General features: G+C 71.6%; 18 protein-coding genes and 1 pseudogene. 6 read left to right on the top strand and 13 right to left on the bottom strand.

Annotated elements, in window-relative coordinates; all coding sequences use genetic code 11:
- Positions 1-34 precede the first annotated feature (34 nt).
- The gene (locus AQI94_RS13205; protein ID WP_062229735.1) at positions 35-2,416 is read right to left on the bottom strand and encodes a SpoIIE family protein phosphatase; all 2,382 of its coding nucleotides are present in this window, start codon (positions 2,414-2,416) and stop codon (positions 35-37) included.
- 267 nt (positions 2,417-2,683) lie between these two features.
- Here AQI94_RS13205 and AQI94_RS13200 point away from each other — a divergent pair, with 267 nt between their 5' ends.
- Complete coding sequence (locus AQI94_RS13200; protein WP_031048550.1) at positions 2,684-5,782, top strand: glycoside hydrolase family 2 TIM barrel-domain containing protein; 3,099 nt, start codon at positions 2,684-2,686, stop codon at positions 5,780-5,782.
- Between the two features lie 146 nt (positions 5,783-5,928).
- Positions 5,929-8,172 carry a glycoside hydrolase family 9 protein gene (locus tag AQI94_RS13195; RefSeq protein ID WP_031048552.1) on the top strand — a complete coding sequence of 748 codons (2,244 nt, stop codon included), beginning with the start codon at positions 5,929-5,931 and terminating at the stop codon, positions 8,170-8,172.
- On the opposite strand, the gene qcrB is transcribed toward AQI94_RS13195, so the two are convergent.
- From qcrB to AQI94_RS13180, 3 genes are all read right to left on the bottom strand, one after another.
- A complete protein-coding gene (gene qcrB / locus AQI94_RS13190) occupies positions 8,117-9,646 on the bottom strand; it encodes a cytochrome bc1 complex cytochrome b subunit (protein WP_031048556.1) in 1,530 nt (509 codons plus the stop codon). The genes AQI94_RS13195 and qcrB overlap by 56 nt on opposite strands.
- The gene (gene sigJ / locus AQI94_RS13185; protein WP_031048557.1) at positions 9,643-10,569 is read right to left on the bottom strand and encodes an RNA polymerase sigma factor SigJ; all 927 of its coding nucleotides are present in this window, start codon (positions 10,567-10,569) and stop codon (positions 9,643-9,645) included. Before sigJ ends, qcrB begins: the two co-directional genes overlap by 4 nt.
- 112 nt (positions 10,570-10,681) lie before the next feature.
- Complete coding sequence (locus AQI94_RS13180) at positions 10,682-11,404, bottom strand: 2OG-Fe(II) oxygenase (protein ID WP_031048559.1); 723 nt, start codon at positions 11,402-11,404, stop codon at positions 10,682-10,684.
- A gap of 150 nt (positions 11,405-11,554) precedes the next feature.
- On the opposite strand from AQI94_RS13180, the gene AQI94_RS13175 reads away from it, so the two are divergent.
- The 3 genes from AQI94_RS13175 to AQI94_RS13165 all read left to right on the top strand — a co-directional run bounded on the left by AQI94_RS13175 (position 11,555) and on the right by AQI94_RS13165 (position 14,333).
- Positions 11,555-11,800 (top strand): hypothetical protein, encoded by a 246-nt coding sequence (locus tag AQI94_RS13175; RefSeq protein WP_031048562.1) that lies wholly within the window; start codon positions 11,555-11,557, stop codon positions 11,798-11,800.
- Positions 11,801-11,803: 3 nt separating this feature from the next.
- Positions 11,804-12,181, top strand: coding sequence for a hypothetical protein (locus AQI94_RS13170; protein WP_007386606.1), 378 nt, complete (start codon positions 11,804-11,806; stop codon positions 12,179-12,181).
- A 535-nt stretch (positions 12,182-12,716) separates the two neighbouring features.
- Positions 12,717-14,333, top strand: a complete 1,617-nt coding sequence (locus AQI94_RS13165; protein ID WP_062229734.1) for an RICIN domain-containing protein — start codon at positions 12,717-12,719, stop codon at positions 14,331-14,333.
- Between the two features lie 59 nt (positions 14,334-14,392).
- Here AQI94_RS13165 and AQI94_RS13160 read toward each other — a convergent pair whose 3' ends face one another.
- The 3 genes and pseudogenes from AQI94_RS13160 to AQI94_RS13150 all read right to left on the bottom strand — a co-directional run bounded on the left by AQI94_RS13160 (position 14,393) and on the right by AQI94_RS13150 (position 17,036).
- The gene (locus tag AQI94_RS13160) at positions 14,393-15,562 is read right to left on the bottom strand and encodes a lactate 2-monooxygenase (RefSeq protein WP_031045381.1); all 1,170 of its coding nucleotides are present in this window, start codon (positions 15,560-15,562) and stop codon (positions 14,393-14,395) included.
- Positions 15,563-15,655: 93 nt separating this feature from the next.
- Positions 15,656-16,236, bottom strand: a pseudogene (locus AQI94_RS13155) (alpha/beta fold hydrolase); the annotation flags it as partial.
- 236 nt (positions 16,237-16,472) lie between these two features.
- Complete coding sequence (locus tag AQI94_RS13150) at positions 16,473-17,036, bottom strand: hypothetical protein (RefSeq protein WP_037942345.1); 564 nt, start codon at positions 17,034-17,036, stop codon at positions 16,473-16,475.
- 322 nt (positions 17,037-17,358) lie between these two features.
- On the opposite strand from AQI94_RS13150, the gene AQI94_RS13145 reads away from it, so the two are divergent.
- Positions 17,359-17,787 (top strand): protease inhibitor, encoded by a 429-nt coding sequence (locus AQI94_RS13145; RefSeq protein WP_031045346.1) that lies wholly within the window; start codon positions 17,359-17,361, stop codon positions 17,785-17,787.
- A gap of 134 nt (positions 17,788-17,921) precedes the next feature.
- Here the strand turns inward: AQI94_RS13145 and AQI94_RS13140 are convergent, their stop codons facing one another.
- The 6 genes from AQI94_RS13140 to AQI94_RS13115 form a co-directional block, all read right to left on the bottom strand.
- A complete protein-coding gene (locus AQI94_RS13140; protein ID WP_078902734.1) occupies positions 17,922-18,416 on the bottom strand; it encodes an STAS domain-containing protein in 495 nt (164 codons plus the stop codon).
- 136 nt (positions 18,417-18,552) lie between these two features.
- Entirely contained in the window at positions 18,553-18,762 is a 210-nt protein-coding gene (locus tag AQI94_RS13135) for a CDGSH iron-sulfur domain-containing protein (protein ID WP_031045353.1), read from the bottom strand.
- Positions 18,743-19,429, bottom strand: a complete 687-nt coding sequence (locus AQI94_RS13130; RefSeq protein WP_031045356.1) for a HemK2/MTQ2 family protein methyltransferase — start codon at positions 19,427-19,429, stop codon at positions 18,743-18,745. Before AQI94_RS13130 ends, AQI94_RS13135 begins: the two co-directional genes overlap by 20 nt.
- Positions 19,430-20,443, bottom strand: a complete 1,014-nt coding sequence (locus tag AQI94_RS13125; protein WP_031045360.1) for an iron-containing redox enzyme family protein — start codon at positions 20,441-20,443, stop codon at positions 19,430-19,432.
- Between the two features lie 137 nt (positions 20,444-20,580).
- Positions 20,581-21,591 carry a Ppx/GppA phosphatase family protein gene (locus tag AQI94_RS13120; protein ID WP_062229784.1) on the bottom strand — a complete coding sequence of 337 codons (1,011 nt, stop codon included), beginning with the start codon at positions 21,589-21,591 and terminating at the stop codon, positions 20,581-20,583.
- A 160-nt stretch (positions 21,592-21,751) separates the two neighbouring features.
- Complete coding sequence (locus AQI94_RS13115; RefSeq protein ID WP_031045363.1) at positions 21,752-23,254, bottom strand: MFS transporter; 1,503 nt, start codon at positions 23,252-23,254, stop codon at positions 21,752-21,754.
- Between the last annotated feature and the right edge of the window lie 164 nt (positions 23,255-23,418).

Below are 23,418 nucleotides of genomic sequence, written 5' to 3'. Positions count from 1 at the left end.
CTCACTTCGAGACGATCGCGGCCCGTACGGGGCTCTACTCCAGGTCGAGGAGCCCGATCTCCGCCCAGATCGTCTTGCCGTCGGCCGTGTGCCGGCTGCCCCAGCGCTGGGTGAGCTGGGCGACCAGGAGGAGTCCGCGGCCGCCCTCGTCCCAGGTCTTGGCGCGCCGCAGATGCGGTGCGGTGTGGTTGGTGTCGGAGACCTCGCAGATCAGCGTGGTCGCGTCATGGATGAGCCGCAGCCGGATGGGGCGGGCGCCGTACCGGATCGCGTTCGTCACCAGCTCGCTCGTCACCAGTTCGGCCGTGAACGACGCCTCGCTCAGGTCCCAGCGGCCCAGCTGCTCCACGACCTGCTTGCGGACGGGTGCCACCAGCGACGGGTCGGCGGGGATGTCCCAGGTCGCCACCTGGGAGGCGGGCAGCCCCAGGGTGCGGGCCAGCAGCAGGGCCACGTCGTCCGTGGAGCCGCCGGGCGGGAGCAGCGCGTGCAGCATGCGGTCGCAGCTCTCGTCCAGGGAGTCGGCGGGCGCGGCCAGGGCCGCGCACAGCAGGGCGTGGCTGGAGTCGACGTCCCGTTCCCTGGACTCGATCAGCCCGTCCGTGAACAGGGACAGCACGGTCCCCTCGGGCAGCGCCAGCTCGGCGGACTCGAACGGCAGCCCGCCCACGCCCAGCGGCGGCCCCGCCGGCAGGTCCACCCGGCGTGCCTCGCCGCCCGGCGTCAGCATCACGGGCGCCGGGTGCCCGGCCCGGGCCAGCGTGCAGCGCCGCGACACCGGGTCGTACACCGCGTACAGACAGGTGGCCCCGACCTCACCGGGACTGCCCTCGGCGCCGGCCTCCGCGGACAGCCGTACGACGAGGTCGTCGAGGTGGGTGAGCAGCTCGTCCGGGGCCAGGTCGATGTCGGCGAGGGTGCGGACGGCGGTGCGCAGCCGGCCCATCGTCGCCGAGGCCTGGATGCCGTGTCCGACCACGTCCCCGACGACCATCGCGACCCGCATTCCCGACAGCGGGATCACGTCGAACCAGTCGCCGCCCACCCCGGCCCGAGCGGCCGGGAGATACCGGGAGGCCGCCTCCACGGCGGCCGTGCGCGGCAGGGAGCGGGGCAGCAGGCTGCGCTGGAGGGCGAGGGCGGTCTCGCGCTCGCGGGAGAAGCGGCGGGCGTTGTCGATGCAGAGCCCGGCGCGCGCGGTGATCTCCTCGGCCAGCAGCACGTCGTCCGCGGTGAAGGGGTCGGGCCGGCGGTAGCGGGTGAGGACGGCGACCCCGAGGGTCTGGCCGCGGGCCTGGATGGGCACGGACATCGTGGTGTGGACGCCGTACTCCTTGACCCGCTCGGCGCGTGTCCTGTTCCAGTTGAGCCACTGGTCCAGGCGCCCGGAGGCGACCGTGCCGACGATGGTGCGGCCCGCCACCAGCGAGTCGGCCTGCGGTGAGGTGGCGGGATACACCTCCGAGTGGCCCGGCTTGACCACCGCCAGCGGATTGCCGGGCTCCACCGACTGGTGGGCGGCGCGGCGCAGCTCGACCGGGGCGGCGAGCCTCGACGGCGGCTCGCCGTTCTCCTGCGGGTCCAGCAGGTCGATGCTGACGAAGTCGGCGAGCGCCGGAATGCACACGTCGGCCAGTTCCTGGGCCGTGCGGGTGACGTCGAGGGTGGTGCCGATGCGCACGCTCGCCTCGTTGACCAGCTGAAGCCGCTCCCGGGCGAGGAAGTGGTCGGTGAAGTCGTGGGCGACCAGGCACACGCCGCGCACCCGGCCCCCGGGGTCGGTGACCGGTGCCATCCGGGCCAGCCAGGCGTGCGCGTTGTCCTCGCCGCCGGTCTGCATGTAGGTCTGCACGTCCTTGGCCCGGCCGGTGGTGAGCACGTCCAGCAGGTGCTCCTCCAGTTCCTCGCTCTGCCGCTTGCCGCCGATCTCGGAGAGTCTGAGGCCCTGGATGCGTTTCTCCGGCAGCCCGATCACGTCGGCCATGGCGTCGTTGACGCGGCGCAGGCGCAGCTGTGCGTCGTAGACGGCGACGGCACAGGGCGACTGGGTCAGTACGGCCGTGCCCAGCGGGTCGTCGAGGGAGCCGGGGCCGCCGGGGTCCAGCGGGGTGACCACGAGCCAGTGCCCGGGGCCGCCGTCGGAGGAGTGCCGGTGGTGCGCGAGCAGCCACACCGACACGGCGGTGCCGTCGCGGTGGCACAGGGTGAGGGTGCCGTCCCAGCGGCCGGCCACGGGCCCGTCGGGTGTGTCCTCGCCGCCGCTCACCAGGAGGTTCGCCGCCGGTCTGCCCACGACCTCGGCGGGCGACCAGCCCAGCAGCCGCTGCGCGCCGGCGTTCCACGCGACCAGCGTGCCGTCCTCACCGACGACGGCCCGAGCCGTCGCCGCGTCGTCGAACGGGTACACGAGGGTCATCGCCGCCACTCCATTGCGCGCACTCTCAGTGAACAAACACGTTCACTTGGGTTCCAGCCTAGTGGGTCGCGCTCGCGGACGGACGGTGAACCCCTGCGGATCCCCCACCCCTGGCCGGGCCGGCGTCAAGAGGGAAATCCGGCCGAGGTGACGCCTGGTGCGCGGGCGGCTGACCGCACCCTTGACGGCCGCAAGTTGCTCACCGTCAGATTGTGTTCGTTCACGATCAGTTGTGAGTACTTCTGGGCCCGATGAGAGAGAGCCGCCATGACGGTCACGCGCAGAACGGTTTTGCTCGCTTCCACGGCCGCACCGGCCGCGGGCGTCCTCCAGGCCACCTCCGCCGCCGAGGCGGCCGAGTCCGCCGGGAAGGCGTCCGGCCGCCGCACGGTCGCGCTGCGCGACGGCTGGCGCTTCGCGCTGGTCGATCCCGGCGGCATCAGCGACCCGACGGGGGAGTACGCGGACGCCGCCGCCCCCGGCTACGACGACTCGGGGTGGCGCGAGATCGCCGTTCCGCACGACTGGAGCATCGAACTCGCCCCGACCCCGCTGAACGGCACCACCAGCGGCACCGGCTTCTTCCCCGGGGGCCTGGGCTGGTACCGGCTCGCCTTCACCTTGCCGGCCGCCCTGGCCGGCAAGCGGATCTCGGTGGAGTTCGACGGCGTCTACATGGACGCGTACGTCTACTGCAACGGCACCGAGGCCGGCCGCCATCCGTACGGCTACACCGGTTTCGCCCTCGACCTGACCGACCTGCTCCACACCGACGGCAGCACCGAGAACGTGATCGCGGTCAAGGTGCAGAACCGGCTTCCGAGCAGCCGCTGGTACTCGGGCAGCGGCATCTACCGCGAGGCCCGTCTGGTGGTCACCGACCCGGTGCACGTGGAGCGCTGGGGCACCCGCGTCACGACTGAGGACCTCACCGAAGAGCGGGGTCTCGTCCGGGTGGCCACGTCCGTGGTGAACGCGTCCGGCAGCGCCGCCGACGTCGAGATCGTCACCCGGATCGTCGATCCCCGCGGCCGTACCGTCGCCCGTACGTCCTCCACGGTCGCCGTCACCGACCGGGCCACCGAGACCCATGAACTGACGGTCCACGAGCCGAAGTCGTGGGACTTCGGGACACCGCACCACCGCTACACCGTGCGGACCGAACTGCGCGTCGGCCGCACCACGACGGACACCTGCAGCACCTCCTTCGGCTTCCGCGCCTTCCGCTTCGACCCCGACGAGGGCTTCCACCTCAACGGCAACTATCACAAGCTCAAGGGCGTCGACCTCCACCACGACCTGGGCGCGCTCGGCGCGGCCGTCAGCATCGACGCGATCCGCAGGCAGATGACCCTCATGAAGTCGATGGGCGTCAACGCCTTCCGCACCTCCCACAACCCGCCCTCCCCGCAGATGATCCAGGTCTGCGAGGAGCTGGGCATCGTGATGCTGGTGGAGGCCTTCGACTGCTGGAAGAGCCCCAAGACCCGCTACGACTACGGCCGGTTCTTCGACGAGTGGTGCGAGAAGGACGCGACCGAGATGGTCCTCGCGGCCCGCAACTCGCCCGCGGTGCTGATGTGGTCGATCGGCAACGAGATACCCGACTCCACGTCCACCGCCGGACTCGCCATGGCCGACCGGATCATCGCCGCGATCAGAGCCGTGGACGACACCCGTCCGCTGATCATCGGCTCCGACAAGTACCGCCGCCTGCCCGCCAAGGGGTCGGCGGCCGACCTGATGCTGGCCAAACTGGACGGCCTCGGCCTGAACTACAACACGGCCAAGTCGGTGGACCAACTGCACGCCGCCTACCCGCACCTCTTCCTCTTCGAGTCCGAGTCGTCCTCGGAGACCTCGACGCGGGGCGCCTACCAGGAGCCCGAGCACCTCAACACCGGCGAGAACCACACCCCCGGCCGGCGGGAGACCTCGTCCTACGACAACAACCTCGCCTCCTGGACCATGAGCGGCGAGTACGGCCACAAGAAGGACCGGGACCGCAAGTGGTTCGCCGGGCAGTTCCTGTGGTCCGGGATCGACTACATCGGGGAGCCGACGCCGTACGACGTCTTCCCGGTGAAGGCGTCCTTCTTCGGCGCGGTCGACACCGCCGGCTTCCCGAAGGACATGTACCACCTCTTCCGCAGCCAGTGGGCCGACGGGCCGATGGTCCATCTCGTTCCGATGACCTGGAACCACAACAAGGGCGAGACGGTCGAGGTGTGGGCGTACGCCAACGTCCCCGAGGTCGAGCTGTTCCTCGACGGCGAGTCCCTCGGCGTGCGGACCTTCGACACCAAGAGGACGACCGACGGCCGGGCCTATCTGGAGACCACGGAAGCCACCGGCGACGACAAGACCTTCACCGACGGCCCCTACCCCGGCAGCTACACCAGCCCGAACGGCAGCGCGGGCAAGCTCCATCTGACCTGGCACGTGCCGTACGCGCCGGGCGAGCTGAAAGCGGTGGCGAGGAGGAACGGCAGGACCGTGGCCACCGATGTGCTGCGCACGGCCGGCCGGCCCCACGCCGTACGCCTCACCGCGGACCGCGCGTCGCTCGCCGCGGACGGCCGTTCACTGGTCTTCGTCACCGCGGACGTCGTCGACGCCCGTGGCGTGGTCGTGCCCGATGCCGAACACCTCCTGTCCTTCGCGGTCACCGGCGGCTCGCTGGCCGGGCTCGACAACGGCCGGCAGGAGAGCGCCGAGCGCTATCAGGCCGCCACCCGCACCGCCTTCCACGGCAAGGCCCTCGCGATCGTGCGGGCCGGCACCGAGCCCGGCGTCCTGAAGGTGACGGCGAGCGCGGACGGGCTGCGGGCGGGTACCGCGAAGGTCCGCACCACCCCGTCCCGCTCAGCCGCCCTCACCGAGCCGGCCGCCTTCACCCCCGATCTGCCGGCCGCGCCCAACTACCCGGTGGCGGACGCCAGTTACTCCGGCCGCCCGGACACGCTGCCGGCGGCCATGCTCGACGGTGACCCCGCCACCGGCTGGTCCAACGCCTTCAGCAAGGCCGCCACCGCCCTGCTGCCCGCCTTCAGCGGCGCGCGGGCCGAGGACTGGGTCTCGGTGGACCACGGACGGACCAGGACCTTCGACCGGGCGGAGATCTCCTTCACCCTGAGCGCGGCCCACAGCCTGCCCGCCTCCGTCGAGGCCGCCGTGTGGGACGGGACGCGATACGTGCCGGTCGAGGGCGTCTCCGTCGACTGGGCCACCGCTTCCGGCGAACCCACGGTGATCACCTTCGAGCCGGTCCGCGGCTCCCGGCTCCGGCTCACGCTGACCAGCGCGTATCCGGGTGAGACCCGGGGCGCGGTGCGCATCACCGGGCTGGAGCTGCCGGGGAGCTGATTCCCGCCGACGGCGGTCCGGGCGGGAACACGTCCCGTCCGGACCGTTGACGAGGTGTCATGCCTGCAACAAGCATGGCCTGCGACCGTCATTTGGGAGCGCTCCCATTCCGAGCGCCGCCCGTACCTCCCCCGAGGAGCCCGGACGTGAACAGACGCAGAACCGCCCTGCTGGCCCTGACCACCCTGCTGGGAGCGGCACTCGTGGCCTCGCCCGCATCCCCGGCCACGGCCGACGAGGTCGAGCAGCTCAAGAACGGCACCTTCGACACCACCACCGAGCCCTGGTGGACGACCAGCAACGTCACCGCGGGCCTGTCCGACGGACAGCTCTGCGCGGACGTGCCGGGCGGCACCGCCAACCGCTGGGACGCCGCCGTCGGCCAGAACGACGTCACCCTGGTGAAGGGCCAGTCGTACAAGTTCTCCTTCACGGCGAAGGGTTCGCCCGAGGGGCACGTGGCGCGGGCGATCGTGGGGCTGCAAGTCGCGCCCTACGACACCTACTTCGAGGTGAGCCCGCAGCTGAGCGTCTCCGGGAACTCCTACTCCTACACGTTCACCTCGCCCGTCGACACCGCGCAGGGCCAGGTGGGCTTCCAACTCGGCGGTGGCGCCGACCCGTTCCGCTTCTGCATGGACGACGTCTCCCTGCTGGGCGGGGTCCCGCCCGAGGTGTACGAGCCCGACACCGGACCTCGCGTGCGGGTCAACCAGGTCGCCTATCTGCCCGCCGGGCCGAAGAACGCCACCCTGGTCACCGACGCCGTCACGAAACTGCCCTGGCAGCTGAAGAGCGCCTCCGGCGCCGTCGTCGCCCACGGCTGGACGCTGCCGCGCGGCACCGACGCCTCCTCCGGACAGAACGTCCACTCCATCGACTTCGGCGCCTACAAGAAGCGCGGCGCGGGGTTCACCCTGGTCGCGGACGGCGAGACCAGCAGGCCCTTCGACATCGGCACGGGGGCCTACGAGCAACTCCGTCTCGACGCGGCGAAGTACTACTACACGCAGCGCAGCGGCATCGCGATCCGCGACGACCTGCGCCCGGGCTACGGCCGCCCCGCCGGACACGTCGACGTGGCCCCCAACCAGGGCGACAAGAACGTGCCCTGCCAGCCCGGCGTGTGCGACTACACCCTCGACGTCTCCGGCGGCTGGTACGACGCCGGCGACCACGGCAAGTACGTCGTCAACGGCGGCATCTCCACCTGGGAGGTGCTGAGCACCTACGAGCGCGAACTGCTGGCCCGCACTGGACAGCCCGCCAAGCTCGGCGACGGCTCCCTCGCCATCCCCGAGAGCGGCAACAAGGTGCCCGACATCCTCGACGAGGCCCGCTGGGAGCTGGACTTCCTGCTGAAGATGCAGGTGCCGGACGGGCAGCCGCTGGCCGGGATGGCCCACCACAAGATCCACGACGAGCAGTGGACCGGTCTGCCGCTGCTGCCGAGCGACGACCCGCAGAAGCGCGAGCTGCACCCGCCGTCCACCGCGGCGACCCTGAACCTGGCCGCGACCGCCGCGCAGGCCGCCCGTCTGTACAAGCCCTACGACAAGGCGTTCGCGGCCAAGGCCCTGGCGGCCGCCCGCAAGGCCTGGACGGCGGCGCTCGCCCACCCCGACCTGTACGCCTCGGAGAGCGACGGCACCGGAGGCGGCACCTACGCCGACAACAACGTCACCGACGAGTTCTACTGGGCGGCGGCCGAGCTCTACCTCACCACCGGGGAGAAGGCCTTCCAGGACCGCGTGCTCGCCTCACCGGTGCACACCGCCGACATCTTCACCCCCGTCGGCTACGACTGGGCCCGCACGGCCGCGGCGGCCCGGCTGGACCTGGCGACCGTGCCCAGCAAGCTGCCCGGCCGCGACAAGGTCCGGCAGTCCGTCGTCAAGGGCGCCGACCGCTACCTGGCCACCCTGAACGCCCACCCGTACGGCATGCCGTACGCCCCGGAGGGCAACCGCTACGACTGGGGCTCCAACCACCAGATCCTGCACAACGGGATCGTCATCGCCACCGCCTACGACATCACCGGGGCCTCGAAGTACCGGGACGGCGCCCTCCAGGGCATCGACTACATCTTCGGCCGCAACGCCCTGAACATCTCGTACGTGACCGGCTACGGCGAGGTCAATTCCCACAACCAGCACGCCCGTTGGTATGCCCACCAGCTCGACCCCAACATGCCCAACCCGCCGAAGGGCACCCTCGCGGGCGGGGCGAACTCGGGCATCCAGGACCCCTACGCACAGAGCAAACTCCAGGGCTGCGTCGGCCAGTTCTGCTACATCGACGACATCCAGTCCTGGTCGACCAACGAGCACACCATCAACTGGAACTCCGCTCTGACCCGGATGGCGTCCTTCGTGGCGGATCAAGACTGACCTGAGCATGCTCCACCAGCTCACCGGGCCGCTCGTGCGCGGTGAGCGTGTGGAGCCGGGCCTGATCGAGCGGCTGGTGCACCTCGACGTACTCACCGTGCGGCAGCCGCTTGATCACGCCGGTCTCCCGGCCGTGCAGCACCAGCTCCCGGTCGCGGAGTTGAAGGCCCAGGCAGATCCGCCGGGTGGCGACGAAGACGACCGCCGGGACGACGAACATGCCGATCCGCACCGCCCAGGTGACGGCGTTGATCGACAGGTGAAGCCGGGTCGCCACGATGTCGTTGCCGCCGCCCGCCAGCAGGATCAGGTACAGGCTGATCCAGGACGCGCCGATCGCCGTACGGACCGGACGGTTGCGCGGGCGGTCCAGCAGATGGTGTTCCCGCCTGTCCTTGGTGAACCGGGCCTCCAGGAACGGGTAGACGCCGATGAAGACCAGCAGCAGCGGGAAGATCACGACCGGGATCAGTACCCCCAGGATCAGCGTGTGGCCCCACAGGGTCACCTCCCAGCCCGGCATCACCCGCACCAGGCCCTCCGCGAACCCCAGGTACCAGTCCGGCTGGGCGCCCGTGGAGACCTGGTCGGCGCGGTAAGGGCCGTACGACCAGACCGGGTTGATGCTCGCCACGGCCGCGATGAGCGTCAGGGCCCCGAACACCAGGAAGAAGAAGCCCCCCGCCTTCGCCAGGTACACCGGGAAGAACGGCGTCCCGACCACGTTGCGTTCGGTCCTTCCGGGCCCCGCGAACTGGGTGTGCTTGTGGTACACGACCAGAATCAGGTGGGCCACCACGAGGGCGGCCATGATGCCGGGGATCACCAGGATGTGCAGCGAGTAGAAGCGGGCCACGATGTCGTGGCCCGGGAACTCGCCGCCGAACAGGAACAGCGCCAGATACGTCCCGACGACCGGCACCGACAAGGTGGCGCCGTACACGAACCTCAGGCCGGTGCCCGACAGCAGGTCGTCCGGCAGCGAGTAGCCGAAGAGGCCCTCGAACAGGCCCAGGAACAACAGCGCCCAGCCGAACAGCCAGTTGACCTCGCGCGGCTTGCGGAACGAGCCGGTGAAGAAGTGCCGCATCATGTGCGTGAGCATCGCGGCGACGAAGACCAGCGCCGACCAGTGGTGCAGCTGCCGGATCAGCAGCCCGCCGCGCACGTCGAAGCTGATGTCCAGCGTCGAGGCGTACGCCTCCGACATGCGTACGCCGTTCAGCGGCGTGTAACTGCCGTGGTACGTCACCTCGTTCATCGACGGATGGAAGAACAGGGTGAGCCACACCCCGGTCAGGATCAGCACGACGAAGCTGTACAGGCAGATCTCGCCGAGCAGGAAGGACCAGTGGTCCGGGAACACCTTGCGCAGGTACTTCGCCCCCAGTGTGCGGGTGCCGAGCCGTCCGTCGAGCCAGCCGGACAGCCGCTCGCCCTTCCCCGGCCGTGCCGGGCGTTCCGTGGCGGTCACGACTCCTCCTTCTGCACATGCGTGAGCTTGTCGGGATTGGACACGACGAACAGGGCCGCGACCCGGTCGCCCGCCGGGGTGAGGTCCAGGACGATCACCGCGTACGGCTCGTCGTCCTGGAACAGCACGACGGCGTCGTCGCCGTTGACCCTGCGGTAGCGCAGCTCCAGACCGGGCGCCTGTGCCCCGCCCTGCCCCGCCCCCCGCTTCGCGTAGCCGGTGAGCAGCCGTACGGCCTTGTCGCGGCCGTGCACCGGGCGCAGCGCCGAGGGTTTGCGGTTGCCGCCGCCGTCCGTCCACACCGTCACGTCCGGCGCGAGGATCTCCATCAGCTCCGCGAGGTCCCCGCCGAGAGCGGCCCGCACGAACCGTTCCGTCGCCTCCCGGCGGACCCGGGGATGCGCCTCGTACAGCGGACGGCGAGCGTGCACATGGGCCCGCGCCCGGTGCGCCACCTGCCGTACGGCGGCCGGAGTGCGGTCCAGGATCTCCGCGATCTCGGTGTGGGCGTACCCGAACACCTCGTGCAGCACGAACACCGCGCGTTCGAGCGGGGACAGCGACTCCAGGACCACCAGCATCGCCAGCGACACGGACTCGGTGCGCAGCGCGGGGTCGTCGGCCCCGTCCTCGTCGGCGACCAGGGGCTCGGGCAGCCAGGGGCCGACGTAGGTCTCCCGGCGGCGGCTGATCACGGCCCGCCGCTGGAGCGCGTGGTTGACGGCGATCCGGACCAGGTAGGCACGGGGGTTGTCGATCCCGCCCGGCCCCCGGCGCGACCACGACAGCCAGGTGTCCTGGAGCACGTCCTCGGTGTCGGCGACGCTGCCCAGCATGTTGTAGACGACGCCGAACAACAGCTCCCGGTGCTCGACGAAGACACCGGTCGCCGTCTCGGCGTCGGGAACGGGGATCTCGGACATCTCGTGTGGCCTCCCAGTGGCGCGCTCACCACTGCGAGGCCTTCGGGGCCCCGGAATGTGACATCCCCCGGCCGGAATGTGACCCACGCCTCACCGAGGCGGTGGCGGTCGGCTAGGAGGCGTCGTGGAACACGATCCCGAGCGCGCGCCGCCGGCCCGAGCGCACGACGCTCACCCCGTGCCGCATCGCGCCGGCCGACCAGCCGCGTTTCGTCCGCACCGGCCGTTCACGGGTCGTGAAGACCACGCCACGGCCTCGGGGGAGCACGGTCGCCGTGCCCCGGGACTGGGCGCGAGGGCGCTGCTCGACCATCAGGAACTCGCCGCCCGTGTAGTCGGTGCCGTACTCGTCCAGTCCCACCACCACCTGGAGCGGGAAGACGAGGTCGCCGAAGACGTCCCGGTGCAGCGCGTTCCAGTCGCCCTCGGTGTAGCGCAGCAGGATCTGCGCCGAGCGGTCCTGGCCGGCCGTGTGACAGCGCTCCAGCCAGTCCTCCAGGGAGTCCGGCCAGGGGGCCGGGCGTCCCAGGCGGGCCGCCCAGTCGCGGGCGACGGGCAGCAGGCGGGGGTAGAGCGCGGCGCGCAGGGCGGCGACCGGGGCGGGCAGGTCGTGGGTGAAGTAGCGGTACTCGCCCGAACCGAAGCGGTGGCGGGCCATGTCCACGGTGGTCCGGAACAGCTCCGGCTTCTCGTACAGCGCCGCCAGGTCCCGGCACTCGGCGGGCGTCAGCAGCGGTGCCGTGGGCGCGCAGCCGTGCACGTCCAGCTCGGCGCCCAGGGCGGTCCAGTCGGTCTCGGCGACCCGGGCGGCGGCCGGGCCGGGGGTGACGGTCATGTCGATTCCTCCTCTCCTTCGAGTGTGGGGCGCCGCCCACCGTCCGTCCGGCGGGAATCGGACACCGTTCTCGGCATCGTCGGTACCGCGTGAAGACCATGGTGACCTGCGAGTATTTACGGGCAAGTACCCGCGCGGTACCGTGAAGGCATGCCAGCTCTCAACGTGGAGTTCAGCGATCGCGAGCTAGAGGACCTGCGGCAGATCGCCAAGGAGCGCGGTACGTCGATGAAGGCCCTGGTACGGGAGGCCGCCGCGGCCGACATCGCCCGGCACCGGGCCCTTCAGGAAGGCGCGGAGGCGTTCCGGCGGTTCTTCTCCGCCCATGCCGACGAGTTCGCCGCCGCCTTCCCGGAGGACGAACCGGCCGTCAAGGGTGCGGGGCGGGTCGGCTGACCGATGGCTTCCGTGGTCCACATCGACGTGCCCTGGCTGCTCCAGCGGCATGAAGAGGTCCTGCCCGACCAGCCCACGATCAACGACTTCTCGGCCCTGGTCGCCGCCGTCGCCCGGCACCGCGTCGACCCGCCGCGCCTCGGTGTCGACTCCGACCCGGCCTGGCGCGCCGCCGCCCTCCTGCACACCCTGGCCCTGCTCAAGCCCTTACCGTCGGCCAACGCCCGCTTCGCCTGTGCCACCGCCGTGGCCTACATGTTCGTCAGCGGCGTCGGCATCGACCCGCCCTACGGCGCCCTCGTCGACCTCGCCCGCGACCTGATCTCGGGCAAGACCGACGTGTACGGCGCGGCCGACCGGCTGCGCTCCTGGCAGATCTGAGACCGCCCGGGCGGCCGGGCCGGGGCCGGATCAGGGTGCCCCGGCCGGACGCCGACCACCTCGCCCCCGGGGCCGCCGACCGAGGGCGGGAGGAACGGGGTCGGCGGCCGGGGTTTCGCGCGGAAGAGCCGCCGTCCCGCGCGGGGCCTCCGAGAAGGGCCACCTCCAGTGGACTACCGGTCACCGGGCGGGGGGAGCGTGCGCGGCGCTCCGGCGCGTGCGCGGGTTTCACACGGGGCGCATGAAATGTCGAAAGCCGGTACGAGAGCACGCAGTTGCGACGTGGTCTGACTATCTTTCAATTGACGCAGATGTTGCCCAGGTGCCTTGTTGGCCGTGAGTGACTTGTGCAAGGGTGAACCACCTGTGTGGGGGGCAAGGCCGGGTCGCATGTGTCCCGTGGGGAACCGGGGCGGAGGGGCGTCGGCGAATTCGTGCTTCCCACTCCCTCGCTGAAAAGGGATGCGTCCTCGGCACTCCTTTTCGGCAGCAGAACTTCTGTGAGTCCCATGTCTGTGGGAAGGAAACCCGCTCAGTGCCAACCCCCCACCCACCGCTCCCTCCTTACCCCCCGGCCGGCGGTGCCTCCGGAGAATCCGACGAGGATCTCGCCGCCCGGCTCAGGGGCCGCCCCGACGCAGAGGCCGCCCAGGCCGTCGCGCTGCTCATGGCCCGCCACTGGAAACCGGCCCACGACTACGCGGTCATCTGCCTCGCCTCTCCGTCCGAGACCGCCTCCATGGTGGCCGCGGCCGCCTTTCACCAGGTCCTGGACCGGCTCGCACTCGGCGAACCGGCTCTCGCGCTGCGCCCCAGAACCCTCGTGGCCGTGCGGGACACGGTCAAGGAATGGACGGCCGAGGACCGGACGACCGGTGTTCTGCCGGACCTGGTGAAACCGAACGGCGGCCGCGGTATGCGGGCCGCGAAGTCCATGACCCCGGAAAATCGCAAGCTCGCCGAACGGTCATTCCAGTCACTTCCCGGACTCGCCCGCTGCCTGCTGTGGCACACCGAGGTGGAGGCGGAGTCGATTGCCGTGCCCGCCGCACTCCTCGGCATGGATACCGACACGGCGTCGGCCGCGCTCGAACAGGCGCGTGAAAAATTCCGCGAAGGATGTGTACATGCCCATCGGGAACTCGCGCCCACGAAGGATTGCCGCTTCTACAACCGCCTCCTCGACGTTCCGATTCGCCGTGGCGGAGCCCTGCTGCCGGATGTCCAGCAGCATCTCGACGAGTGCCGCTACTGCCGATCCGCCGCGGAACAACTGAGCCATTTCGAGGGCGGCTTGGGCACCCTGATCGCCGAGGCGGTGCTGGGCTGGGGTGCCCGCCGCTATCTCGAACTGCGCGCCGGGCGTACGCCCCAGACGACGGCCCGCGGCCGGGGCGCCGGCCGGCACGGCGCGGAACGCCGTCGTCTCCTGGCCCGCATCCCGACTCCCGGCCGCCGCGCCCCCGGCGAGGGCGGTGGCCTGAAGTCCTCCCGGACGCTGCTCACCGGAGTGGGCCTCACCTCCGCCGGTCTCCTCGCGGCCATGCTCGCCGCCGGCCTGTGGTCGCACGACGACGGCGCCGACCCGGCCGCCTCCACCAGCGCCACCGGCGGCCGCACGGTCCCCGGTGCCGGCACCCCCACCCCGGGCACCGCCCAACTGCCCACCGCACCGGCGGTGACCCGGCTGCGCAACGCCGCCGCCGATCTCTGCCTCGACATCCGGGGCACGGTGAAGGCGGGCGCGGGCACCGAACTCGCGGCCTGTTCGACCGAGCGGACCCAGCAGTGGTCGTACGAGGAGGACGGCCTGCTGCGCAGCGAGGCGGATCCCGCACTGTGCCTTGACTCGCACGCGGACGCGGGTGTGGTCATCCTCGGCACGTGCGCCGACGCGAAGGCGAAGCGGGCCGACGACGTGCGCTACGACCTCACCGTGCAGGGGGAGTTACTGCCCCGCTGGGACGAGCAACTCGCCCTCGCCTCCACCACCGAGGACCCGGGTGCCGATGTCGTGGTCAAGGTCCGCGACCGCTCGGACCAGCAGCGGTGGCTGACCGACGCGGCCTCCGGCGCCAGTCCCGGCTCGCTGTCGGTCACCGGGAGCCAGGCCCCGCGGGCCCGGCCCGCGGAACTCACGGACCGGGTCTAGGGACGGTCCCCTCACGGGCCCCCGAGGGAGGGGAGGCCTCCCATCGCGGAGGCCTCCCCTCAGCGGGGGTCCTCCACGAGGTCCTCGGGACCGACCGTGGCCGGGCCCGCGTGGCCCGAGAGTGCGAGCGTGAGGTCCAACTCCGCGAGCAGACAGCGGATCACGTGCTCGACGCCCGCCTGTCCGTCGAGTCCGAGGCCGTAGACGTACGGCCGTCCCAGGAGCACCGCGCGGGCGCCGAGCGCGAGGGCCTTGAAGACGTCGTCGCCGGTGCGCACACCGCTGTCGAAGAGCACGGTCAGCCGGTCGCCGACCGCGTCCACCACCCGGGGCAGCGCGTCCGCCGCCGCGACGGCCCCCGCGACCTGCCGGCCGCCGTGGTTGGAGACCACGACCCCGTCCATCCCCGCGTCGGCGGCGCGGCGGGCGTCGTCCGGGTGCAGGACGCCCTTGAGGACGATCGGTCCGTCCCAGTTCTCCCGCAGCAGAGCGAGGTCGGGCCAGGTCTTGCCGGGGTCCGCGAACATGCCGACGAAGTGCAGCACGGCCGCGTTCGGGTCCTCGTGCACCGGCTTGGCCAGGCCCGCCCGGAAGGCCGGGTCGGAGAAGTAGTTGGCGGTGCCCACGCCGTGCAGGAACGGCAGATACGCCTGGTCGAGATCGCGGGGCCGCCAGGACAGCAGCGGGGTGTCCAGGGTGACGACCAGGGCCGTGAACCCGGCCGCCTTCGCCCGGTTCAGGAAGCTCAGGGCCACCTGCGGGTCCTTCGGCCAGTACAGCTGGAACCAGCGCTCGGCGTCCCCCATCGCCTCGGCGACCTGCTCCATCGGTGTGCTGGAGGCGGACGACAGGATGTACGGCACGCCCTGGGCCGCGGCCGCCCGGGCGGCCGCGGGCTCCGCGTCCGGGTGCATGATCGACAGGACGCCGACCGGCGCGAGGGCCAGCGGGGCGGGCAGCGCACGGCCCCACAGCTCCACCGACAGATCGCGTTCGTGGACGTCCCGCAGCATGCGCGGGACGATCCGGCGCCGCTCCAGCGCCGCCCGGTTGGCCCGCGCCGTACTGCCGTCCCCCGCGCTGCCCGCCACATAGCCCACCGGCCCGGGGCCGAGCCGCTGCTCGGTGAGCTCCTCCAGCCGGGTCAGGTCGGTGGGCAGCCGGGGCACCGCGCCCGACATCCCGTTCAGATAGATCTCGTACTGGAAGTCCGCCCAGTGCTTGGCCATCCGTCCGAACCGCCTCTCCTCGTCGGGTGCGCCGACGATATCCGGGGGCGGGTCCCTGGTCAGGAGGGGGTGGTCCGCCCGCGCGCGCTGAGGATCGGTCACGACGGGCATCGGTTCCTCGTCGTCGAGGAGGCACTTGATGTACGTCGCCGGGAGCTCGCCCAGAGGCGCGTGAGGACGGCGGGTTCGGTGAGCGTGGCACCCGGATGCGGGGTCGAGCGGTCGACGATCCGGGCGATCTGCTCGTCCGTCAGCCCCTGGCCGGCGTAGTGGTCCGCGCCCGCCGGCGGCCAGAAGCCGTCGTTGTCCGCGATCTCCCTGCGGATGTGGTCGCTCGGCCAGCCGGACAGGAACGACTCCCCGTCGACGGGCACTTCGGAGTTCACGAACACCACCCGCGCGAGCCGGTCACCGATCCGCTCGGCCGCCTGACCCACGGGGACGCCCGCGTAGCTGTGCCCGACCAGCACCACGTCGCGCAGGTCCAGACGCTCGACCTCGTCGACGATGTCCCGCACGTGGGTCTGCTGTCCCGCCGGGACAGCCCGCTTCTCCGCGAGGCCCGACAACGTCAGCGGATGGGGCCGGTGTCCCGCCGCGCGCAACGCGGCCGCCACCTCGTCCCACGCGGACGCCCCGAGCCTTGCTCCCGCCACCAGTACGAAGTGACCCATGCCCGCAACCTGGTCGACGGCACAGACCACTCCCCGGGCGCCTGAAGGGGTGCCTGGTTCGGTTGTCGGGCGGGTGCGGGTCCGGTGTGGCTGGTCGCGCAGCTCCCCGCGCCCCCAGGGGGGTGCAGTCACCTGCGCGAGGACGGACCGTTCGCCACCTCACCGGCCACGGCCGACCGTTCGCCGGACCGCGCCCCCCGACGGCGAAGACCCGTGGGGCGAGGGAACCGCATGTCCTATCCGTGTTCCGGGTCCCCGGCGGAGGAGTCGGCCACCCCCTCGGTGTCCGGCCCCCGCTCCCGCACCCGCTGGACGTGCTCCAGGGACTCCCGCAGCTCGGCGAGCCAGTCGTCGGTGTGCCGCTGGACCAGCCGGACGCACCAGGCGAGCGCGTCGCTGCGGCTGCGGGCGACCCCGCCGGCGATCAGGGTGTCCAGGACCTGTCGCTCGGGCTGGCGCAGCCGGGTCATCACGGGCGCGGCCACATGCGTGAACAGGGCCCGCTCGCCGTCGCACTCCACGCCCCAGGACACCTTGCGGCGGAACTTGTGCTCGGCCTCGCGGGCGACCTCGACGCGGTCCTCCCGGGTGCGCTCACGGAACTCCTGGATCCGGCCCTGCACGGCCCCCTCCCGCTCGGCGGCCGAGACCTCCTCGGTGAGCCGAGGGCCGGGGATGCGGCCGATCACGGTGATCTCCTCGCGGTCGACGACCACCTCGACCAGGGCCTCGAAGAGGTCGTCGGGCAAGCGGCCGGTGAACCAGCCGCGCAGCTGCTCTCGTTGTCCGTCGGTAATCATGTAATGACGATTACTCGTCTGCTTCATGAACGCAAGGGGTCGGGGCGGTGTGCGCCGACGGCTGAAGCGGAATGTTTCAGGCCTATTGCCGAAGCGGGGTGTTCAGGCCATCCGGCCGGATCGGGCGATCAAGAACCGCCCGGTTACAGGGCTCAGCTGTTCGGATGATGTGACTTCGCGCCACTGATTCAACACACAAGGTTACTGAAAGCTGTGGGGTCGATGTGAAGTCGGGGCCAGGACTCGGCAGACTCGCGGTCGCCGCTCCGGCACCGACCGAGTCGGAGGGCACACCCTCGAATCCAGCGGAAGGATGCACACAATGCGGAACACCGCGCGCTGGGCAGCGACCCTCGGCCTCACGGCCACCGCCGTCTGCGGACCCCTGACCGGGGCCGCCCTCGCCGAACCGGCCGCCGCCTCAGGCCTCTACGCTCCGTCGGCCCTCGTGCTCACCCTCGGCCACGGCGAGAGCGCCGCCACCGTCACCCCGGAACGTGCCGTGACCCTGACCTGTGCCCCGACCTCGTCGGGCACCCATCCGGCCGCGACTTCGGCCTGTGCCGAACTCCGCTCCGCCGGAGGGGACTTCGACGCTCTCGGGGCCGGTTCCGGCGCCCTGTGCACCAGGGAGTACAACCCCGTGGTGGTCACGGTAGACGGCGTCTGGCGGGGCCAGCGCGTCTCCTACGAACGGACCTTCGCCAACGAGTGCGTGAAGAGCTCCTACGGGACCCTCTTCGCGTTCTGAGGGACCGGGGTCGCGCGGTGCCCGTGACCTGCCCGAGGGGCCCGCAGTTGGGGAGTGCCGCCCCTTTCACGGAAGCCCGTGATCCCGCACCGAGGTCCGGCGGACGGAGTGGGGCCGTCCGCCGGACCCTCGGGTCACCGCTGGTCGGGAGGTTCAGGGAACCAAGGAGACTCAGGGGACCCGGGAGACCCAGGGGCCCCGGGAGGCTCGGAAGGCTCGGGGAGATCCGGAAGCGCCGGGAGACCGGGGGACTCCGGGATCTCCAGGAGCGGTGGGAATCGGCGCATCAGACCGGACGCGCGCAACAGCCGGTGCAGGCGCGGCCCGTCGGTGACCACCCGCAGTCGCCCGCCGCGCTGCCGGGCCCGCGATTCGGCGCGGCACAGCACGCGCAGGCCCGAGCAGTCGAAGAACTCGACGCCCCGCAGATCGACCAGTACGTCGGGTCGGCCGGTCGCGGTCGCCGCGTCCAGGTGTTCCTGCAGGAAGCCCGCCGTCGCCAGATCGATCTCGCCGGCCGCCGCCACCACCGTGCAGCCGCCGTCCACCCGGGTGCGGGCGTACGGATTGGCCGCAGGTGTTGCGGGAGCGCGCGCTGCGGGAGCGCGGTCGTCGGACTCCGATGTCATGGCCGCCCCACCTCGGCGAGGGAGCATTCGATCTCGGTAGTTACCCCGCGACGGCCCGGGCCATCCACGCAGCGGGGCCCGCACCAGCTGGTTCACTCGGCTTGGTGAATTTCTGTCAATTGCGTTGACTTCTGTTCTATGGGCGGGTCCGCTCCCGGTGGCTGGTGTCGCACCACGGGTAGCGACGACTGCGCCGGCAGGTGCACAGGGCCACCCGGAAGCGGTCCGAGACGACCGTGGAGCCGTCCTCCAGTTCCACTTCCACGGGGCCCTCCACGAGCAGTGGGCCGCGGTGCTGGATCCGGACGCGGCACGGCCGGTCGGCGTCAGAGGGGGAGTTCGGCACGGACGACCACCAGCTCTTCCTTCTCGTCGGCGGCGGCGAGCAGACCGCGCTCACGCAGCCAGTCCTTCCGCGTCCGCAGCACCGGCCCGAACGCGATGCGGTGACGGCGGGTCACGGCGGCTTTGAGGCCGGCCTCGCGCAGGTGCCCCACCGTCCGTCCGGAGTCGCTCAGTTCCGAGTGCACGATCAGCAGCACTCCTCCGGGTCGCAGCAGGGTGGGGGCCTCCCGGCAGACGCGGTCCAGCACGAAACGCCCGTCGTGGCCCGCGTCCCAGGCCCGGGCCCTTCCGCGCGGCGGGCGCGTGTCCGTCGGTGCCGGCACATACGGCGGATTGGTCAGAATGAGGTCGAACGACTGGTCCCGCACGGGGTGGAAGAGGTTTCCGCGCCGGACTCGGACGGAGGCGCCGGTCAGCCAGGCGTTCGCCCGGGCCGTGCACACCGCTCGCCACGACACGTCGACCGCGGTCACCCGGCTGCCCCGGCGGGCCGCCTGGAGCGCGAGGGCGCCGGTCCCGGTGCCCACGTCGAGGACGTCCGCGCCGGGCGGCAGCGGTTCTTCGGACAGGGCTCCGGCCAGCAGCGCGGTGTCCTCCTGAGGGCTGTAGACGCCCGGGAGGGCCAAGGGGGGAATCAGTGATCTCACCTGCCCCAAGTACCCCGACATTCAGGAAATATGGTGTTTTTCGGAAGGAAGGGGAGTGCGCAGGGACGAGCGTCCGTCCGCCCAGTCGCGCAGCAGGCGGTCGGCGAGCCGGTCCTCGACCTGTCCGGTGACGTCGATGCCGAAGGCGACATCGGCGGCGAGGTGCGGTTCCTCGGCCAGCAGACCGCCGATCACCTCGTGGCGTACGACCTGTTCATGGACGGCGTCGGCCTCGACGTGCTCGTCGTAGAAGTGCTCGGCGGCCGTTCCCGCGCCGGTGCGGCGCATCGCCTCGGCCAGTCGCCGGGAGCCGGGGGAGGAGGTGATCTCGACCGCCGCGAAGTGGCCCACGAGGGCTCCGCGCAGGCTGCGGTGCAGGCCCAGCAGGGACATGAGGTTCACCGTGGCGAGCATCTCGGCGCAGGCCGCGTCCAGGTAGTGCCCGTACGTCGTGTCCAGGCCCAGGTCCGTCATCAGGTTCGCGAAGAGCAGGGCGTGCACACGGTCGGGGCGGCCGCCGCCGAACTCGTCGAACTCCACCGCCGCCATGCCCGCCTTGGCCCGGCCCCACAGCCGCGGCAGCACCCACGCGTGCGGGTCGGCCTCCTTGAGGTGATAGAGCGAGCGCTGGGCCGCGTACTCGCGCACCTGCCACAGCTCGCCCTCCTCGCTCAGGTGATGGCTGACCCCCGTGCCGTCGACCGGCTCCACGAGGAGCCCGGCGAGCGCGTCCTCGACGCTGTCGTGGACCGGGGTGTCCGTACGCAGGGCGGACAGGAAGCGGTGTTCCAGGGCTGCCCTGGTGCGCAGGAGGTCGGGGTCCCACTCGTGGTCGCCGGAGACGCCCGCGAAGCCGCGGTAGTGCAGTTCGTAGCAGAGGTACAGGGCCAGCTGGAGGTCGTCGCCGTACACGTCCGCCCTGGCCACGGTCTCGGGAGGCGGCAGGGGTCCGGCGCCGAGCAGATACTCCTGGACTGCGGCGGAGACCGGGCCCCGGGCCGGCGGCAGCTGTGGTTCACGTGGGTCCTGAGGCATGGGCCCCGAGTACCCGGGCGTCGGCGGATCACCCTCCGTCCGCCCGGGACCGGTCCGGGGTCACGCTCCGCCGGACTCCTCCTGGTCACGCTGGTTCGGGGTGGTCGCGTCCCCGGCTGACCTTCCTTCTTCCTCGTTCAGGTGGTGGCGGTGGCGATCCGCAGGGGGACCGGCTCGGGGGGAGCGGTGTGCTCCTCGTTGCGGCGGGCGATCTCGGCCCACCAGGAGGGGCCGTCCTCGATGTGCCGCAGCAGCACCCCCTCGCGGATGGCCCAGGGGCAGATGGTGACGGTCCTGACCCCGGTGAGTTTCATCGCCGTGTGCCCCACCACCGCACCGGCCAGGCTCTGCGCGGCGCGCGGAGCGGAGATGCCGGGCAGTTCGGCGCGGCGCGGTGCCGGCAGGGCGGCCAGGCGCTCGACGGCCTCCCGCAGGTCCGCGCGGCGCATCCGGCGTTCCACGAACGGTCCGCGCCGCCCGGGCGGGGTCCCGCACAGCCGCCCCAGCTGCTCGAAGGTGCGTGAGGTGGCCACCGCGGTGCGCGGTCCCTCCCAGCGGATCCGTGACGCCACGTCCCGCAGCTGGTGGCGGACCTTGCGGCGCAGCGCCCGCAGCGCCTCCGGGGGCGGCGGATCCTGCCCCTCGAAGAACTCGTGGGTCAGCCGGCCCGCGCCCAACGGCAGCGAGGCCACATAGTCCGGCAACCGCCCGCGCCCGAAGGCCACTTCGAGCGATCCGCCGCCGATGTCGAACAGCGCGAGCGGCCCCGCGCGCCAGCCCATCCAGCGCCGGGCCCCGAGAAACGTGAGCTCCGCCTCCACCTCGCCCGGCAGGGTGTACAGCCCTATGCCGGTCCGGGCGCGGACGGTGCGCAGCACCTCCTGGCGGTTCGGCGCGGAGCGCACCACCGCCGTCGCGAAGGCCAGCGGCCCCGCCGCACCCCATCTCGCGGCGGTCCGGCTCGCGCCCACCACCGCCTCCACCAGTCGTTCCACGGCCTCCTCGGGCACCGGGCCACCCGGCCGCACATGATCGGCGAGTCTCAGCCGCCACTTCGCGGTGTGCACCGGCAAGGGCACCCCGCCCTCGGCGTCCGCGACCACCAGCCGGACCGTGTTCGACCCCACATCCACCACGCTTATTCGCATGGCCCTGTGGGTACCCATGCGGAACCCCTTCCAACGCCGGGCGAGCTGACGGAGCGTCGGTCTCAGCCACCGGCCGGGCACCGCCCGTCGACAGCGAGAAGGGCCGCCGTCTCCCTGCGGACGGCGACCCTTCTCGAACCGGCGGCTCCTGCGGCGGCTGCTACATGTGGACGACGGGTGCGGCGTCCGGGTCCTGCTCCGGCACCCCGCGCCGGAACAGCAGGAAGGCGATCAGCGCACCGGCGGCGAAGAGGCCCGCCGACCACCAGAACGCGGTGGTGTAGCTCTCGATCGTCGCCTGGGCCTGCACCAGCTTGTTCGTCGGGTCCTTGCCGACCAGGTAGTCGGTGGCGGCGCTCGCGGCCAGCGTGTTCAGCAGCGCCGTACCGATCGAACCGCCCACCTGCTGCATGGCGTTGACGGTGGCGGAGGCGACTCCGGCGTCCTCGGCCATGACCCCTGAGGTGGCCAGCTGCATGGCCGGCGGCATGACCAGGCCGAGGCCGAAGCCGGTCACGATCAGCTGGGGCAGTACGGCGGAGAGGTAGCTGGAGCCGACGCCGATCCCGGTCATCCAGGCCATGCCGACCGCGGCCACCGCGAAGCCCAGCGGGATGACCACCTTCGGTCCGATCCGGGGGACCAGCATGGTCGTGCTGACCTGGGACGCCACCATCAGCGCGGCGACCATCGGCAGGAAGGCCACACCTGTCCTGGTCGGGCTGAAGCCCAGGTTCAACTGGAGGTAGTAGGTGAGGAAGAGGAAGACACCGAACATGCCGCCGGCGGACATGAGCACGGCCGCGAGGGAGGCCGCCCGGTTGCGGTCCAGCAGGATGCGCAGCGGCAGCAGCGGGTGCGCGGCGCGGGTCTGCCACCAGGCGAAGGCGGCCAGCAGCAGGCCACCCGCTACCAGGAAGCCCCAGGTCGCGGGGGAGCCCCAGTCGTGCGTCTCGGCGTTGGAGAAGCCGTACACCAGAGAGAAGAGACCGGCGGCGACCAGCAGTGTGCCGGGCATGTCCAGCTTGGAGTTCGCGGCGTCACGATGGTTGCGCAGCAGCACCCAGCCGCCCGCGAAGGCGACGACGGCGATGACGACGTTGACGTACAGGGTCCAGCGCCAGTCGAACGCGTCGGTCAGGACACCGCCGAGCAGCAGACCCACCGCACCGCCGGCACCGGCGATGGCGCCGTACACGCTGAACGCCCTGGCCCGCTCGCGGGCGTCGGTGAACGTCGTGTTGAGCAGGGAGAGCGCGGCCGGCGCGAGGAGTGCGCCGAAGGCGCCCTGCAGGGCGCGGGCGGTGACCAGCATCTCGAAGTTGGTGGCGGCACCGCCGAGCGCGGAGACGGCCGCGAAGCCGACGACCCCGACGAGGAAGGCCGTCTTGCGGCCGAAGAGGTCGGCTATCCGCCCTCCGAGCAGGAGCAGGGAGGCGAACGCCAGCGCGTAGGCCGTGACGATCCACTGCCGGTTGCCGTCGGAGAAGCCGAGGTCGGCCTGGGCCGAGGGCAGGGCGATGTTCACGATGGTCGAGTCGAGGACCACCATCAGCTGGGCGAGGGCGATGACGGCGAGGATCCACCACCGCTTTGCCGAGGCGTCGTCCGGTGCCGCGACGGCACCCTCCCGCCCGCTCTCGGTCAGAGTCTTCTGGGACATGGGAACAACTCCAGGGAAGTCGGCCGGACTCGTCCGGTTCATAAACGAAACCGTTTCGTACACGTTGAGGTTAGAGCACTCCGAGCGAAACGGCAACGTTTCGCTAGCGGGAGCCGCGGGCTTGTGTATTCCTTGACCGCTATATAACCGGTGAGGCATATTGG

The organism is Streptomyces pseudovenezuelae (genome assembly GCF_001513955.1).
In the GTDB taxonomy this organism is placed as follows: Bacteria; Actinomycetota; Actinomycetes; order Streptomycetales; family Streptomycetaceae; genus Streptomyces; species Streptomyces pseudovenezuelae.
This window is presented reverse-complemented; position numbering and strand designations above follow the sequence as displayed.